12 protein-coding genes are annotated in these 15,644 nt (G+C 68.4%); 2 read left to right on the forward strand and 10 right to left on the reverse strand.

Annotation, left to right across the window (positions count from 1 at the left end; translation table 11 throughout):
* Positions 1-14 precede the first annotated feature (14 nt).
* Together ACQUQF_RS18115 and ACQUQF_RS18120 are read right to left on the reverse strand one after the other, a co-directional pair.
* Positions 15-1,952: an archaea-specific SMC-related protein gene (locus ACQUQF_RS18115; protein WP_435180533.1), complete on the reverse strand. Its 1,938-nt coding sequence runs from the start codon at positions 1,950-1,952 to the stop codon at positions 15-17.
* Positions 1,953-2,794: 842 nt separating this feature from the next.
* Positions 2,795-3,727 carry an NAD-dependent epimerase/dehydratase family protein gene (locus tag ACQUQF_RS18120; protein WP_435180534.1) on the reverse strand — a complete coding sequence of 311 codons (933 nt, stop codon included), beginning with the start codon at positions 3,725-3,727 and terminating at the stop codon, positions 2,795-2,797.
* Here ACQUQF_RS18120 and ACQUQF_RS18125 point away from each other — a divergent pair.
* On the forward strand, positions 3,717-4,115 hold the full coding sequence (locus ACQUQF_RS18125) for a hypothetical protein (RefSeq protein ID WP_435180535.1): 399 nt from the start codon (positions 3,717-3,719) through the stop codon (positions 4,113-4,115). The genes ACQUQF_RS18120 and ACQUQF_RS18125 overlap by 11 nt on opposite strands.
* 44 nt (positions 4,116-4,159) lie before the next feature.
* Positions 4,160-4,915 carry an IclR family transcriptional regulator gene (locus ACQUQF_RS18130; RefSeq protein WP_435180536.1) on the forward strand — a complete coding sequence of 252 codons (756 nt, stop codon included), beginning with the start codon at positions 4,160-4,162 and terminating at the stop codon, positions 4,913-4,915.
* Positions 4,916-5,032: 117 nt separating this feature from the next.
* On the opposite strand, the gene ACQUQF_RS18135 is transcribed toward ACQUQF_RS18130, so the two are convergent.
* The 8 genes from ACQUQF_RS18135 to ACQUQF_RS18170 all read right to left on the reverse strand — a co-directional run bounded on the left by ACQUQF_RS18135 (position 5,033) and on the right by ACQUQF_RS18170 (position 15,423).
* Positions 5,033-5,812 (reverse strand): SDR family NAD(P)-dependent oxidoreductase, encoded by a 780-nt coding sequence (locus tag ACQUQF_RS18135; protein ID WP_435180537.1) that lies wholly within the window; start codon positions 5,810-5,812, stop codon positions 5,033-5,035.
* A 102-nt stretch (positions 5,813-5,914) separates the two neighbouring features.
* Positions 5,915-7,288, reverse strand: a complete 1,374-nt coding sequence (gene uxaC / locus ACQUQF_RS18140) for a glucuronate isomerase (protein ID WP_435180538.1) — start codon at positions 7,286-7,288, stop codon at positions 5,915-5,917.
* A gap of 501 nt (positions 7,289-7,789) precedes the next feature.
* A complete protein-coding gene (locus ACQUQF_RS18145) occupies positions 7,790-8,749 on the reverse strand; it encodes a mannonate dehydratase (RefSeq protein WP_435180539.1) in 960 nt (319 codons plus the stop codon).
* An 84-nt stretch (positions 8,750-8,833) separates the two neighbouring features.
* The gene (locus ACQUQF_RS18150; protein ID WP_435180540.1) at positions 8,834-9,187 is read right to left on the reverse strand and encodes a hypothetical protein; all 354 of its coding nucleotides are present in this window, start codon (positions 9,185-9,187) and stop codon (positions 8,834-8,836) included.
* Between the two features lie 144 nt (positions 9,188-9,331).
* Positions 9,332-11,557, reverse strand: a complete 2,226-nt coding sequence (locus ACQUQF_RS18155) for an ABC transporter ATP-binding protein (RefSeq protein WP_435180541.1) — start codon at positions 11,555-11,557, stop codon at positions 9,332-9,334.
* Between the two features lies 1 nt (position 11,558).
* A complete protein-coding gene (locus ACQUQF_RS18160) occupies positions 11,559-12,575 on the reverse strand; it encodes an ABC transporter permease (RefSeq protein WP_435180542.1) in 1,017 nt (338 codons plus the stop codon).
* On the reverse strand, positions 12,565-13,566 hold the full coding sequence (locus ACQUQF_RS18165; RefSeq protein WP_435180543.1) for an ABC transporter permease: 1,002 nt from the start codon (positions 13,564-13,566) through the stop codon (positions 12,565-12,567). Before ACQUQF_RS18165 ends, ACQUQF_RS18160 begins: the two co-directional genes overlap by 11 nt.
* A 39-nt stretch (positions 13,567-13,605) precedes the next feature.
* A complete protein-coding gene (locus tag ACQUQF_RS18170) occupies positions 13,606-15,423 on the reverse strand; it encodes an ABC transporter substrate-binding protein (protein WP_435180544.1) in 1,818 nt (605 codons plus the stop codon).
* Between the last annotated feature and the right edge of the window lie 221 nt (positions 15,424-15,644).

A 15,644-nucleotide genomic window follows, 5' to 3' on the forward strand; every position in this document is an offset into this window, starting at 1 on the left:
CGCGAACCCGACGGTCAGATCTCGGTGACGCGGTCGTACTCGTCGTCGAGCGCCTCGGCGTCCTCGATCAGCAGCGCCACGACCAGGTACGGCGCGAAGTCCGCGAAGTAGTCGACCAGCCCGGCGATCCGCTCGGAGTCGATGGCCTCCAGCGAGTCCAGCAGCATGAACGGCACCTCCTCGTACAGTTCGTGGACCAGGTAGCCCGCCAGCGCGAAGATCAGCCCGGTCACCTCCCGCTCGCTCTCCGAGAGGTGGTCGACCGTGTCCTCGTAGGTCGCGCCGTTCCCGGTCGTGCGCACGACGTGGAGCTCGAACTGGGTCCGCTCGACCTTCTGGCGCCCCTCCCGGACCTCCCGGTTGACCCGCTCGATCCAGATGCGGTCGATGTTCTCGTACGCGAGGATGTCGAGGATGGCGGCCATGTGCTCGTTGAACTGCTCGATGGCCTCCTGCTCGACCTGGTCGATCCGCGTCCGGAGGTCGACCAGCTCGTCGCCGATCTCCTCGCGGCGCTGTTCGAGCGTCGACTCCTCGTCGAGCTGCTCCTCGATGACCTGTATCTCCTCGGTGATCGAGTCGAGCTCGGACTCGAGCTGGCCGAGCTCGAACTCCAGCTCGTTTGCCTCGCGGTGGTGTTCGAGCACCTCGCTGGTGCCGTCGTCGGCCTCCTCGACCTCCTCCTCGAGCGACTCGATGTCCTCGCGCAGCTCCTCGGCCCGGCGCTTGTGGTCCTCGAGGCGCCGCTCGCGCTCCTCGATCTCGTCTTCGAGTCCCTCGACTCGCTGCTCGACCGTCTGACGCCGCTGGACGCGCTCGCGGCGCTCGCGGCGCTCGTCCAGCAGCGACTCGATGTCGTCCTCGAGCTCCGAGACGGCCTCGATCTTCTCGGCGCGCCGGTCCTTGAGCTCGTCGAGGGTGGTCTCGATGTTCGACTGGGCGACCGTCGACCCGCAGGTCCAGCAGGTCACCTCGGGGTCGGCGTCGACCAGCTGGTCGGTCACCGAGCCGTCCTTCACCTGGGTGCCGCCGTCGTGCTGGAAGACCCGCTCGTCGTGGGAGTCGAGCATCTCCTCGTTGAACGAGATGGCGCTCTGGAGCTGGCTGATGTCGGCGTCGAGCCGCTGCTTCTCGTCGCGGAGCTGCTGGAGCCGCTCGTCGATCTCCTCGTCGGGCTCGGGGGCGTCGGGCAGCTCCTCGAGCTCCTCGCGTCGCTCCCGGAGCTCGGCCCGCAGCGAGTCGAGGCTCTCCTCCTCGGTGTCGATGTCGTACCGGACGTCCTCGAGCTCCGAGCGCGTCTCCCGGAGCTCCGCGAGCGCGGAGTCGACCTCGTTCTCGCCCGTCGACTCGGCCGGATCGTCGTCGAGCGACTCGATCTCGGCCTCCTTCTCGGCCAGCGCCTCGCGGGTCTCCTCGATCTCGGCCTCGAGCTCGCTCCGGCGCTGCTCGAGCTCCGGAAGATCGCGCTTGCGGTCCTCGATGTGCTCGAGCTGGGCGTCGATCTGGTCGCGCTCGGCCTTCAGCGACTCGATCTCGGCCTCGATCTCGTCGGTGTCGATCGGCCGCATGATGATCTCGCGCAGGTCGTCGCCGCGGGCCACCGCCCGGCGGGCCTCGTTCTGCTCGAGCAGGAACGCGAACAACTCGGCCAGCGACGGGTCGTCGAGGTAGCTGTCGCCCGATCGGACGACGGTGTCCCCGTTGCGTTCGAGGGTCCGCCGGTAGGTCTCGTCGCCCACCCGGAGTTCGACGACACCCGCCTCGGCGTCGCCTTTCAGGGTCGTCTGGTCGCTGCCCATCGCGGTCATGATGGCCTGCAGGAACGACGTCCGGTTCGTCGCGTTCCGCCCCGCGAGGACGGTGACGCCCGGCGAGAGCTCCACGTCGGTCTCGTCGATGCCGCCCACGTTCTCGGCGTGGAGGGCGGCGACGTCCTGGCTCGCTTGGTTCATACGCCTAAGTACGGTAGCGATAGTATAACGATTTCCCTTACGAGGTGTCACGATATTCCGAATATTACCGGGTTGTTACCGGAAACGCCGCCGTTCCCGCCCGAAAAGCAACCGAACATCCTCTCGAGCGGCATCAGATGAACGTCCGTCAAGTTTCCTGTGGTTCATCGACAGCGCGATCGGCTCGACGTCGGCAGTGAGCGATGTAACTGTGATTCGGTTCGGGCTGGTCACCACCCATCGAATGCCGCCACATGGTATGCATATTGGACATTACAATTTACCGTCCAATACAGAGAATAAAATCCGCGGACCGGGTGAACGACGCGATAACGGACGCGATGCGGCAATTTAGTATGGGATTTCTGAGGTGACTGGTGTCTCAGATAATTACTGGCGGAAATAAATGGGGGTGCCCCGTCAACCGTCGATTCGATCGTCGCCGGGCGCGCCGCCCGGTCGGTAGTCGCGGCTGATCCGCTTCCGCTCGCCGGCCCGGAACCGGTAACAGTCGACCGCGGCCGGCACGAGCGACTCGCCGGTGCCGGGAGTTCGACGATCGTCGCATAAAGGTTCATGTACTGTCGAACCGTCCCTGGATTCCATGGAGACGAACTGCGCCCGCTGCGCCGGTCGCATCAGACGCGTCAACGGTACCGTGACCTGTCGGAACTGCGGTTACGCGCCGCCACACGGCGCCGACTGACGCGACCTGCGCCGAGAGACGACTGTCGTACCGAACGGAAACTAGCGAATCGGACGCGAACCATCGACCCCGCGTCTCGCTCGGGGGTCCGGAGTCGGCGACCCACCGTCCGGGTCGCTGTGACGGCTTCCGGGGGTTACCTGAACTCCGGCCCGTCGACGGCCTCGTCCTCGGCGGTCCGCCAGTCGTGCTCGGCGCTCCACGACAGGTCGCGCTCGGCCTTCGCGGTGGTGAACGCCGACGCCTCGCCCTCCAGCGCGCTCGCGTCCGGCCCGTCGTCGTACAGCGCCTCGAACAGCCGGGCGGTCTCGACCCCGAGGTAGTTCTCCGGGGCGTGACACAGGTACGGCTCGTGGCCGTCGAGGTCGGCCCGGAGCGCGGCCTTGACCATCCCCGCGAAGTCCCGGACGTCGACGTACGACCAGAAGTTGCCGACCCCCTCCGCGTCGGGCGCGCCGTCGGGGGCGTCCGCCAGGTCGTCGAGGTCGAACGCCGCCCGGACGTCGGCGACCCGGTAGCGCCCGGGGTACTGTATCCACGAGGGGCGGATCGACGCCACGGGCACCCCGTCGCGCCGGGCCACCATCGCGGCGACCGCCTCGCCCGCCACCTTCGAGGCGCCGTAGGGGTCCTCGGGCCGGAGCGGGTGGGCCTCGTCGATGGGGAGGTACTCGGGCTCCAGCACGGAGTCGGCGAACGGGAAGCCGTAGGCCGACTCGCTGGAGGCCCAGACGACCCGCGCGCCGGCCCGGCCGGCCGCGTCGAGCACCGCGTACGTGCTCAGGACGTTGTTCTCGAACACCCGCGACCCGGCGTGGTTCAGCGGGTCGGGGATGGCGGCCAGGTGGACGACCGCGTCCGGGGCGGCGTCGGCGACGAGCTCGGCGGTCTCGCCGCCGTCGGTCAGGTCGACCGCGAAGAAGTCCGCCCCCGCGGGGACGTCGCCCTCGGGGAGCCGCCGGTCGAGGCCGACGACGTCGTACCCGCCGTCGACCAGCCTGTCCACGACCCATCGGCCGGCGCCACCCAGCGCTCCGGTGACGACGACGCTGTCTCCGTTGGCTGTCACGGTCGGGAGAACGTGGACCCCGGTAATGAATCCCGCGATGGCGGCGTCGCCGTCCGAGACTGCCGTGGTCGCCGAACGACACACCGCCGGCACGTCCACTCGAACGGGAGTGTGCTTCCGACTCGGCAAGCACGGCCGACTCGGCGAGGTTCCGGTCCCGCAGGTACTCCTCCTCGGCCGCGACGAACTCCGCGAACGCGTCGCGAGCCGCCTCGGTCTGAAGCGTCCGGACCCGGGGGTCGAGCAGGAACCCCCGGAACGCCTCGTCGACGTCGCCCGACCCGGACGCCTCGACGACCGTCTCGATGGTGTCGACGTGCGCGTTCACCAGCGACCGGACCGGCCGGGGGAACCCGCGCCGGCCAGCTATCGCGAACGGGTGTTCTGACATCCAGAACGCTTATGCCGGTCGGCCGCAAGAATTACCTAACCATGGAGGCCAAACACCCTGTTCGCACGACCGAAAAGACGCTCCGGCTGGTCGAGGAGCTGATGGAGCAGGGCCAGTGTCGGGTGACCGAACTCGCCGACGAGCTCGACATGGGCAAGAGCACGGTCCACAACCACCTGACCACGCTCCGGGAGCACGGCTACGTCGAGCAGGTCGGCGAGGAGTACCGGCTCGGGCTGAAGTTCCTGGAAGTGGGCGGCAACACCCGCAAGTCGATGGAGATCTACCAGGTCGCCGAGCCCGAGATCAAGCTGCTCGCCGAGGAGACCGGCGAGCTCGCCAACCTGCTGGTCGAGGAGCAGGGGCTGGGCGTCTACCTGATGCGCGCCAAGGGCGAGAAGGCCGTCGACCTCGACACCTACGCCGGCCTCCGGGTCAACCTCCACACGACCGCGCTCGGCAAGGCCATCCTCGCGTACCTCCCCGAGGAGCGGGTCGACGAGATCGTCGAGCGCCGCGGCCTGGAGCGCAAGACGGCCGCCAGCATCGGGACGCGCGAGGAGCTCGACGAGACGCTCGCCGAGGTCCGCGAGCGGGGCTACGCCATCGACGACGGCGAGCGCCTCGAGGGGCTGCGCTGCATCGCCGCGCCCGTGAAGTCGTCCTCGGACGAGGTGCTGGGCGCTGTCAGCGTCTCGGCGCCCGCCCGCCGGGTGAGCGACGACGACCTCCACGGCGACCTCTCCGAGCGCGTGCTCAACGCCGCGAACGTCATCGAGCTCAACGTCAACTACTGACCGGCGCTCCGCGCCGGTCGTCGGTTCCCGCTGTTCTGTATCGGTGAACGACCGGCCGGCATTTCAGAACGGGGTGGCGCGCCATCCCGATTCGACGGCTCGCGCCGTCCGGCTGTCCTACTGGTCGCCGCTGCCCCAGCCGTAGGCCTGCCAGCCGCCGTCGGCGTACAGCACCTCGCCCGTGACGAAGTTGTTCCGCCCGACCAGGAACAGCGCGCACTCGGCCATCTCCTCGACGGAGCCGAACCGGCCCAGCGGCGTCCGGTCGCGGATGTCGTCGTCGGTGTAGCCGCCCGAGCTCTGGGTCTGGTCGGTGATCTCGGTCCAGATGAACCCCGGCGCCAGCGCGTTGACGTAGACGTCGTGCTCGGCCCACTCGACCGCGAGGGTCCGGGTGAGGTTGTTCACGCCAGCCTTCGACGCGCAGTACGGCGACCGGAGCTGGAGCCCGCGCCCGCCCATCAGCGACGAGACGTTGAGGATGGCGCCCTCGCCGTCCTGCTCGATCATCCGGCGGCCCGCCGCCCGACAGCCGATGAACGTCCCGACCAGGTCGACGTCGACGACCTCTCGCCACGCCTCGACGTCGAACTCCTCGGCCGGGCCGAGCGTCGTGACGCCGGCGTTGTTGACCATCACGTCGAGCCGGCCGAACTCCTCGACCGTGGTCTCGACCAGCGCGGCCATCTCGTCCTCGTCGGTGACGTCGGCCTCGACGCCGATGGCGGTGCCGCCCGCCTCCTCGATCTCCTCGGCGACCGCCTCGGCGCGGTCGGCCGACCGGGAGTTGACGACGACGTTCGCGCCCTCCGCGGCGAATCGCTCGGCGATCCCCTTCCCGATGCCCTGGCTCGACCCGGTGACGATCGCGGTCTCTCCGCTGAGTCGCTCGCTCATACCCGATAGCACCGGCGACCGGCGACTTGGTTCTGTCGGTGCGGGGCGTCCGGCGAGCCGCTTCCGACCGGTCGCGGTCCGGAACAGGGGGCCGGCGCCGGGTCAGAGCCCGTACAGTTCCTTCGGCCGGTCGTAGGCGACGCGCCGGACCAGTCGCTCGGCGTTGTCGTACGGAATCTGCCCCCGTTCGACCATCCGGCCGACGACGTTCGCCAGGGTCCGGCGGAACATCTCGAACCGCGAGCCGTACGACACCAGCTTCCGGGAGTCGCTGACCATCCCCGCGAAGTTCGCGAGCAGGTCGACCGAGGCGACCCGCTCCAGCTGGTTCGCGATGCCGAACGGGCTGTCGTTGAACCACCAGGCCGGCCCGACGCTCACGTTGGGGTACGCCCGGGCCACCACCGTCGCGTCCGGGTAGTGGGTCGGGTCGAGCACGTAGAGGACGATGTCCATCTCGCCGTCGAACCGGTCGAGGAAGTGGTCGAGGTCCGCGACCAGGTCGACGTCCTGGGTCGAGACGTCGCCGCCGGCGTTCGGGCCGAGTTCGTCGAACAGCGACGCGCGGTAGTCCCGGACCGCGCCGACGTGGAGCTGGGTCACCCAGCCGGCGTCGCTGTTGAGCTCGCCGACGAACTCCAGCAGGAACGCCCGGTAGTCCTCGACCTCCCCGGGCGTGAGGTTCTCGCCCCGGCGGGCCTTCTCGTACACCGCGGCGGCGCGCTCGCGGCTCACTGGCTTCGAGACCGGGTCGGTCCCCGTCCCGACGTCGCAGGCGACGCAGCCGCGCTCGGCGAAGTAGTCGTGGGTCGCCGCCAGCGCGTCCAGGAAGGCCCCGAAGCCGCCGCCCGCCACGTCGACGTCGGTGGCCGCGTCGAGGTCCGCGACGAACGACGACCACGCCGCGGCGTCGATCTTCAGCGCCCGGTCGGGCCGCCACGTCGGCCGGACGTCGACGCCCTCGATTTCCTCGACGGCGCGCTCGTGGTACGCGAGGTCGTCGGTCGGGTCGTCGCTGCTGCACAGCACCTCGACGTCCATGTCCCGGAGCACGGCCTGCGGTCGCATCTCCGGCTCGGCGAGCCGGCGCTCGGTCTCCTCCCAGATCTCGTCGGCGGTCTCCGCGCTGACGGGCTTCTCGATGCCGAACCGTCGCCGCAGGTCGAGGTGGACCCACTCGTAGGTCGGGTTGCCCGCGAAGTCGGGGAACACCTCGGCCAGTGCGTCCCACTTCTCGCGGTTGGAGGCGCCGCCGGTGATCTTCTCCTCGGGGACGCCGCGCTCGCGCATCAGCTGCCAGACGTAGTGGTCGGTCGCGCCCTCGACCTCCCAGACGTCGCGCCACGGCTCGTTCTCGACGACCTCCGCGAGGTCGACGTGGTTGTGCGGGTCGACGATCGGGAGGTCCTCGATGGCCCGGTAGAGCCGGTGGGCCGCGTCGCCGTCCAGCAGGTACCGCTCGTCCATGAAGGCCATGGGCGGAATTGCTCCGACGCCGCCAATAAAGGTTCGGACGCGGGAGCGAATCATCGTTCCGAGGGAAGCTGACGTAGATTCGCGCCCACAGCCGAACGACCAACCGAACTCCTGGCGGACTGAAAGGGCGAGGAGCGTTCCGGAACCCCGGCGACGCAAGCACTGGACCGAGCGACCGCAGGGAGCGAGGGAAGCGCGCAGCGAGCCGCGGGACCGGAACGCTCCGAGGGCTTTCGAGGTCTCGCTTCGCAAGGCGCTGGACCTCTCGAACGCTACGCCACCCTGCGAGAGTTAAGCCGCGGAAACGTACGAGAACGTGATTTCGAAAGCCCTCGGCGGGCTCGCGGTCGCTGAGCAGGATATCCTCGCTCCCTCCGGTCGCTCGGATAGGGCCTGCTCAGACGACTCCCCTTCGGCGCGAGCCCGCCTCGCCCGTTCAGTCCGCCAGGAGTCGATTGGTCGGCCGGTCGTCGCTCGTGGATCGGTTACCCTCCCCTGACTTTACTCCCCGTCGACCCGTTCCAGCAGCCCCTTCATGTACCCGATGGCGAACAGCCGGCCCGTGTCCGTGTAGCCCGACATCGCGTCCTCGCGGTCCTCCTCGCCGAGCATCCGGGGCACGTGGTCGGGACGGATTGGCCCGTCGAACCCCACGTCGCGGTACGCCTCCATCGCCGCGAGCATGTCGGTCTGGCCCTCCTCGTGCCATGTCTCGACGAACTCCTCGGCGGTCCCCTCGACGTCCCGGAAGTGGACGAAGTGGATGCGGTCGCCGAACCGCCGGATCGCCTCGGGCACGTCTGCGCCCATCGCCGAGAAGTTGCCCTGGCAGAACGTCAGCCCGTGGTTGGGGCTGTCGTGGAGGTCGAGGATGCGCTGCACGTTCTCGACGGAGTTGACCAGCCTGGGGACGCCCCGGACCGACTCGACCGGCGGGTCGTCGGGGTGGAGCGCGAGCTTCACGCCCGCCTCCTCGGCGACCGGGACGACCTCCTCGAGGAAGTAGTCCAGGTTCTCCCAGAGCTCGGCCTCCGAGATACCGGCCGCCGGGTGCTCTGGCGCGCGCTCTGACTGGGCGTGGTCGTACGCCGTCGTCCGGGAGTCGCCCCGGAGCCGGACCGAGTCGGACGTTCGAAGCACGCCCACGGGGTTCTCGGTCCACACCCAGCAGTAGACGTCGATGCCGACCTCGCCCATGTTCCGGAGCAGGCGCTTGACCGTCGCGATCTCCTCGTCGCGGCCCGCCTCGCCGAGCACCGTCCGCGTCATCGGCGGCCGGTCCTCGACCACGTCGAGCGAGAGGCCGTGGTCGGCGAACCGGTTTCTGGTCCGCAGCAGCGAGTCGTACGTCCACCACTCCTCCTCCCCCCAGAACCGCACCACGGCGGTCGAGAGCCCGAGCTGGCGGGCGATGGTCCACCGCCTGTCCGGCCGCGGCGGTAACATCCACGTCGTGTCCATGCCCCCGGATTCGGAAAGCGGCGCCAAATAGGTTTTGTCGCTCGCCGGCCCGAGCACCGCGGGCCGCCTCGGGGTCGCCCTACGTCAGGCGTCCTCGCGGCCCTGCCGCTCGAGGATGTCGACGAACCGGTCGGCGAACTCGACCGTCCGCCGGGGCAGCCCGTACCGCTCGGTCCCCGTACCGTACTCGCGGAGCTCCGAGACCGTCTCCTCGGTGTGGGGCAGCGTCGTCACCGTCTCGCGCACGTCGATCTCGAGGACGCCGTCGTCGTCGGTCTCCAGCCAGGGCTGGGTCCGCTGCCTCTGGTCGTACTCGATGGTGTAGGTCTCGCCGCCGATCGCGGCGACGACGTCGTCGACCGCGCCGACCTCGACGCGGTCGTCGCCGTCGACCAGGACCAGCGTCCCGTCGACGCACTCGGGCTCGTACCGTTTCATGGGGCGGGCTAAACCCGCTCGCTCAATAATACTGTCGTCCCGGCCCGACCGTCACCATCGACTACACCACGCTCGTCGGCGTCGGGTCGAAGCCGGCGGCGGACCGGTCGCGTCACCGCCGAAAAATCGGGCGTGCGGCGCGTCTCAGTGCTCGGCGCTCGCCTCGGGCTCCTCGGTGGCGCCCTCGAGGGGCTCGCTGTCCCAGTACTCGTGGTCCGGGTCCTCGCGGAAGCAGGCGGCCTTCCCGTCGGCGTCGTCGAGGTCGATCAGCCCCGGCGTCTGCTCGCGGCAGGCCTCGCGGGCGACCGGACAGCGGGTGTGGAACCGGCAGCCCGACGGCGGGTCGACCGGGTCCGGCACGTCGATCTCCCGGATCGGCGGCTCCTCGGCGTCCATCGCGTCGAGGTCGAGGTTCGGCGTCGCCCACCGCAACACCTCGGTGTAGGGGTGGCGCGGGTCGTGGATGAGCCGCTCGGCCGACCCGATCTCGACGATCTCGCCCAGGTACATCACCGCGATGCGGCCGTCGCCGTGCTCGGCGAAGTACCGCGCGTTCGAGAGGTCGTGGGAGATGAACAGGAACGAGGTGTCGAACTCCGACTGGAGCTCGAGCATCAGGTCCATGATCTCGATGCGGAGCGAGACGTCGACTGCGCTGATGGCCTCGTCGGCCAGGATGGCGTCGGGGTCCATCAGCAGCGCCCGCGCCAGCGCGACCCGCTGCTTCTCGCCGCCCGAGAGCTGGTGGGGGTACCGGTCGAGGAAGTCGTCGGCCGGCGTCATCCCGACCCGCTCGAGCAGCGAGCGCATCCGGTTCCGGCGCTCGGCCTGGCCGACGTTCGGGTGGGTGTGCCGGAGCGGCTCGGAGAGGATGTTGACGATGCGCCGGTTGGGGTTGAGCGCGCTCCCGGGGTCCTGGTGGATGATCTGGAGCGCCTGGCGGATCTCCTCGTGGGAGATCTCGACGTCGGCGCCGCCGTCCTTGGCCTCCCAGATGTCCTGCCCGCGGTACTCGATCGAGCCGCCGGTCGGGCGCTGGAGCCCGATCATCGTCTTGCCCAGCGTGGTCTTGCCGCACCCCGACTCGCCGAGCAGGCAGACCAGGTCCTGCTCGTGGATGTCGAGCGAGACGCCGTCGACCGCCCGCACCACGTCGGGGTCCTGCGTGAACCGCTCGATGAGGCTCTGCTCCTTGTCGAAGTGGACCTCGACGTCGTCGAGCGACAGCAGCGGCGTCTCGCCGCCCGCCCGGGCCCGCTCCTCGACCGTCGATCGACCCGTCTCGACCGGTCGGTCGTCGAACTCCTCGGCGGTCTCGCCGAAGTTGAGCGGGATCTCCTCACGGGCCTCCTGCCAGTGGTGGCACGCCGTCCGGTGGGTGCCGCCGTCGCCGTCGATGGCGGCGAACGGCGGGTCGTCGGTCCGGCACTCCTCGGTCGCGAGCGGACACCGCGGGTGGAACCGGCAGCCCGACGGCAGGTTGACCGGCGCCGGCCCCTCGCCCTCGATGGGCTGCATCTCGGTCAGCGGCGCGTCGAGGTTGGGCGTCGCGTTCAGCAGCTTCCGGGTGTACGGGTGCGCGGAGTCGCCGATGATCTCGTCGCGCGGGCCGATCTCGGCGAACTGGAACGCGTAGATGATGGCCATCCGGTCGGCCAGCGACGCGACCAGCGGGAGGTCGTGGGTGATGAAGATGATGGTCAGGTCGTACTCGGTCTGGAGGTCGTCGAGCAGCTGCAGGATCGACCGCTGCATCAGCAGGTCGAGCGCCGCGGTCGGCTCGTCCATCACCAGCACCTCCGGGTCGAGCACCATGCTCAGCGCGATCAGCGCGCGCTGCTGCATCCCGCCCGACAGCTCGTGGGGGTAGGAGTCGAGCACCCGCTCGGGTTCGAGGTAGAGGCTCTCGAGCAGCTCGCGCGCGAACTCCAGCCCCTCCGAGACGTCCTTGTCGTGGGCCTTCAGGGTCTCCTTGAAGTGGGCGCCGACCTTCATGGTCGGGTTGAACGAGCTCATCGCGCCCTGGAACACCATCGACACCTCCTCCCAGCGGAACTGCCGGAGCTCCTCGTCGGACAGCTCCAGGACGTCGACGGTCGAGCCGTCCTCCCGGTTGTACCGGATGCTCCCGGTGAGCTTACCGGGGTCGGGGACGGCGTCGAGCAGCGCGGAGGCGAACATCGACTTGCCGCTCCCGCTCTCGCCGACGATGCCCAGCACCTCGTGCCGGTCGATGTCGACGTTGACGTCCTCGAGGACGTACGTCTCGCCCTCGCTGTAGGTGACGTTCGTGTCTCTGATCTCGAGGATGGGGTCCTCGACGACCTCGTTCGATACCGCCTGATCGCTGGATGAACTGTCGACAGCCATGTTACATCATCCCCGTGGTCGACGAACTGCTCTCCTCCTCGACCGACTCGGACTCCCCGGTGAGGCGGGTCCGGACCCGGGGGTTGAAGATCCGGTCCATCCCCTGGCTCACCAGGATGAGCCCGAAGGCCAGTCCCACGATCGCGACGATCGGGACGAGCAGCCAGTAGAGCGTCTCCATGCCGAACAGGGCGCCGTTGCTGTACGCGTTGTTCAGGGTGACGCCCCAGTTCTGTCCCGAGTAGGGCAGCACGCCGATGAAGTACAGCCCCACCGACGCGAAGATCGTGTAGCGCGCGGCCAGCACGAAGTTGACCATCACGTACGGCATGATGTTCGGGAGCACGTCCTTGAGGATGATGCGGGGCGTGCTCGTTCCCATCGTCCGGGCCGCCTCGACGTAGCTCTCCTCGCGGATCGAGAGCACCTGCGACCGGATCGACCGTCCCAGGCCGGCCCAGTAGTTGATGGTGAGGATCACGCCGAGCAGGATGGGGTTCTCCGGGCTCAGCGTGATGGCCAGCACGATGACCAGCGGGAGGCCGGGGATCGACATGAAGAAGTCCGATATCGTGGTGATGACGGCGTCGACCGTGCCGCCCTTGTACCCCGACACCGTGCCGACCGCGACCGCGACGCCGGTCGCCCACACGCCGCCGGCCAGCACCATCAGCAGGATGAACGGCGTGGAGTCGATGATGAGCGCCAGCAGGTCGACCCCCGACTGGGTCGTCCCGAGCGGGTACGACCAGTTCTGGAACGGCTGGAGGAGCCGCGGCGCCTGGCTCGGGTTCGGCTCGCGCCACAGCCCCAGCACCGCCACCAGCGCCATGAGCAGGTAGACGCTCAGGATGAGGATGCCGAGCCGCGTGCGCGAGTCCGACCACGCGACGACCGCGGGCTCGTAGATCATCCGGCGGTACCACTCCTCGAGCCGGTCGCGCCGGCTCATCTCGGCCGCCGACGCCTCCGAGCGCCAGTCGATCTCCTCCGAGGAGGAGTCCGACTCAGTAGCCATCCGAATCACCTGCGCTGATGCGCGGGTCGATGAGTCCGTACGTCATGTCGGCGACGTAGACCGCGACCACCAGGGTGGTCGTGATGACCAGGAAACACCCCATCATGAGCGGGTAGTCGTTCGCGTTGACCGCCTGGATGAGGTAGTAGCCGAGCCCCGGGTACGAGAAGATCTGCTCGAGCACCACGGTCCCGCCGAGCCGGAACCCGATCAGCAGGAGCAGTCCGGTGTACATCGGCAGGATGGCGTTGCTCGCGACGTACCGGGTCGCGATCCGACCGTCCGAGAGCCCGCGGAGCCGGGCGACCTCGACGTACTCCTCGCCGAGCACCTGGATGCCGTTTCCGCGCATGTTGAGCGCGGTCGACCCGATGCCGCCGATGGCGAACGCGAGTATCGGCAGCGTGGCGTGACGCAGCACGCTCACGATGTACTCCGGCGTGAGTCCCGCCTCGATCCCGCGGGCGACCGCGTTCCCGGTCGGGAACACGCGCCACTGGAACCCCAGGAAGAACACGAAGATGACCGCGAAGATGTAGTACGGGACCGACATCAGGAAGATCGACGCTCCCGAGGCCAGCTGGTCGAACTTCGAGCCCTCCCAGTACGCCTGGACGGCCCCGATGAGGACGCCCACGACGAACATCAGCACCGTGGACGTCACTACCAGGAACACCGTCCAGGGCAGTGCCCGCGCGAGCACGTCCATGACGGGTTTGTTCAGCGAGATCGACTGCCCGAGGTCCAGCTGGAACACGCCGACGATGTAGTCGAGGTACTGCTGCCAGAGCGGCGCGTCGGGTCGGATGTTCTGCAGCGCCTCGATGCGGGCGTTGACCTGCTCGGCCGGGACCCCCTGGCGGATGAGCTGGATGCGCAGCTGGGTGAACGGGCCGCCGGGGAGCAACCGGATCAGCCCGAACGAGAGCGTCGCGACTGCGAGGATAGTCAACGGGATTCTGGCCGTCCGTCTGAGGTAGTAGTTCACCATTCTCGTTGATAAACGATAGTGAGGTCCGTGGCTATGAAACTATCCCTTGTACTGGAGGTCGCCCTCGTGGACCCACCACCACTGCGGCCACTTGACCCGGCGGTTCTCGCTGCCCTCGGCGGCGGTGGTCCACTCGTCGTCGGTGGTCCAGGACTGCTCGAACTTCGAGACCAGCCCGAGGAACGGGAGTTCGATGTGGCTGTGCCAGGCGGCCTTCTGGACGAACGGCCGGGCCTTCTCGTCGTTGGGCTGCCGGGCGATCTCCTTGGCGGTCTGCAGCGGGTTGAGCTTCATCTGGCCGCCGTTCCGACCGGGGATGGTCTGGGTGGTGTCGGCCTTCTCCCGGTAGTTGTGACCGCCGCCGATGTCGGAGGCCCACAGCTGGTAGTACAGCGGGAAGTACGGGAACGCCGACCGCGACCCGCCGGGCAGCCAGTAGAAGCTGCCCATCTTGAAGTTGCTGCCGGAGTACTGGCTGAACCAGTCGTTGGTCGGCTTGGTGCTGATCGAGAAGTCGAAGCCGAAGTTGTTGAGCTGGCTGGTGACCGTCTGTGTCATCGTCGTCCAGTCGGTCCAGCCCGCCGGCGAGTAGTAGTTGCCGCCGAGCGTGTTGCCGTTGCTGTCCTGCCAGGTGCCGCCCTTCTTGGAGTAGCCGGCCTCCTCGAGGAGCTTCGCCGCCCTGTCGGTCTGGCTCGACTTGGCGCCGTAGGTCTCGAAGTCGCCGTACCAGTCGCCCAGCCAGTCCTTCTGGTCCTTGGGCGCGATGCCGCACGGGATGGGCGCCACGAACTTGGTCCGCGGGCCGGCGTTCTTGACCAGCTGCTCGCGGTTGATGACGTGGGCGATCGCCTGCCGGACCTTCCGCTTGCCGAAGTCGGGGTCGTTGTGGTTGAACACGATGCCGTACCCCCACTTGGCCGGGATGTTGACCTCGACCACGTGGTCGGGGAACCGGTCGGCGATCTCCGGCGGCGTGAACAGGCTCGGCGCCGCGTCGATCTGGTCGCCCGCGATGAGCGCCTGGTGCTGGGGCGTGTTCCCGCCGAAGCTCTCGATGGTGAAGTTCTTGAAGTTGACGTTCCCCGCGTTGTAGAACCGGTCGTTGCGCTCGAACTCGAACGCCTGGCGGCCCTTGCTCACGAACGACCACATGCCGGTGGCCACGGGGTCCTCGTAGGCCCACTGGAGGTACTCCGACTCCGACTTGTCGAGCCACTCGCTGTGGACCTCCTTCTTGGTGTCGGCGAAGAAGTTCGTGAGCTCGAACTTGATGATCTGGGGGTTCGTCGGCCCCGACAGCATCAGCTTCGCGGTCCGATCGTCGACGATCTCGTAGTCGTCGAGGTAGCCCCAGAGGGTGTTGCCGGTCTTCTTCGCGAGCTGGAGCTGGACCTCGAGGTCCTCGGTGGTCCAGTCGTCGCCGTCGTCCCACTTGAGGTCCTCGCGGAAGGTGAGCGTGACCTCCTGCCCGTCGATCTGCAGCTCCTCGAGCGCGCCCTTCAGGAACTTCTTCTTGTTGAACGAGTACTTCAGGAACGGCGCGAAGACGCTCCGGTGGGCGGGCCAGCTGAAGTTCTGGCTCGCCGCCTGGTTGAAGTGGAGGTCGACCGGGTTGCCGGTGTAGGCCGCGACGTACTCGACGTCGTGGACGTTGACGTTCGACCCCTCGGTCGTTTGGGTGCCGTCGCCGCCGTCGCCCTCGGTGGTGTCCGACCCCGAGTCGGTCGTGGTATCCTGCGGTTCGTTACCGCCGGAACAGCCGGCCAGCGCGGCCATGCCCGACGACCCGGCCACCGCGAGCATCGTGCGGCGGCTAATCGTATCGCTATACTCGCCCCGTCCGCTGTCGGATGACATAACACTGTATATGTTAACATAGGGGGTGATAAACATTGTGATGGTCATTCATGACTCATCGGCGGAATCCGGCGTTCGCACCGGCACGGCCGGTGGGACGCCGCTCGACGCGCGCCGGGTCGCTCGGCCGTCGGTCGAGACGCCCGAGCCACACCGCCGATTGCGAGTCCGGTCGGTCGTCCCGGGAACGGCCATCACCGCGGTACAGCGTCCGTTCGACG

It is taken from the genome of Halorussus sp. AFM4 (assembly GCF_051194995.1).
Lineage (GTDB): Archaea > Halobacteriota > Halobacteria > Halobacteriales > Haladaptataceae > Halorussus.

Excerpts from the sequence above, each read along its gene's own strand:
- ACQUQF_RS18115 (WP_435180533.1), bottom strand. The coding sequence starts at position 1,952 with ATGAACCAAGCGAGCCAGGACGTCGCCGCCCTCCACGCCGAGAACGTG.
- ACQUQF_RS18130 (WP_435180536.1), top strand. The coding sequence starts at position 4,160 with ATGGAGGCCAAACACCCTGTTCGCACGACCGAAAAGACGCTCCGGCTG.
- ACQUQF_RS18135 (WP_435180537.1), bottom strand. The coding sequence starts at position 5,812 with ATGAGCGAGCGACTCAGCGGAGAGACCGCGATCGTCACCGGGTCGAGC.
- uxaC (WP_435180538.1), bottom strand. The coding sequence starts at position 7,288 with ATGGCCTTCATGGACGAGCGGTACCTGCTGGACGGCGACGCGGCCCAC.
- ACQUQF_RS18145 (WP_435180539.1), bottom strand. The coding sequence starts at position 8,749 with ATGGACACGACGTGGATGTTACCGCCGCGGCCGGACAGGCGGTGGACC.
- ACQUQF_RS18150 (WP_435180540.1), bottom strand. The coding sequence starts at position 9,187 with ATGAAACGGTACGAGCCCGAGTGCGTCGACGGGACGCTGGTCCTGGTC.
- ACQUQF_RS18155 (WP_435180541.1), bottom strand. The coding sequence starts at position 11,557 with ATGGCTGTCGACAGTTCATCCAGCGATCAGGCGGTATCGAACGAGGTC.
- ACQUQF_RS18160 (WP_435180542.1), bottom strand. The coding sequence starts at position 12,575 with ATGGCTACTGAGTCGGACTCCTCCTCGGAGGAGATCGACTGGCGCTCG.
- ACQUQF_RS18165 (WP_435180543.1), bottom strand. The coding sequence starts at position 13,566 with ATGGTGAACTACTACCTCAGACGGACGGCCAGAATCCCGTTGACTATC.
- ACQUQF_RS18170 (WP_435180544.1), bottom strand. The coding sequence starts at position 15,423 with ATGTCATCCGACAGCGGACGGGGCGAGTATAGCGATACGATTAGCCGC.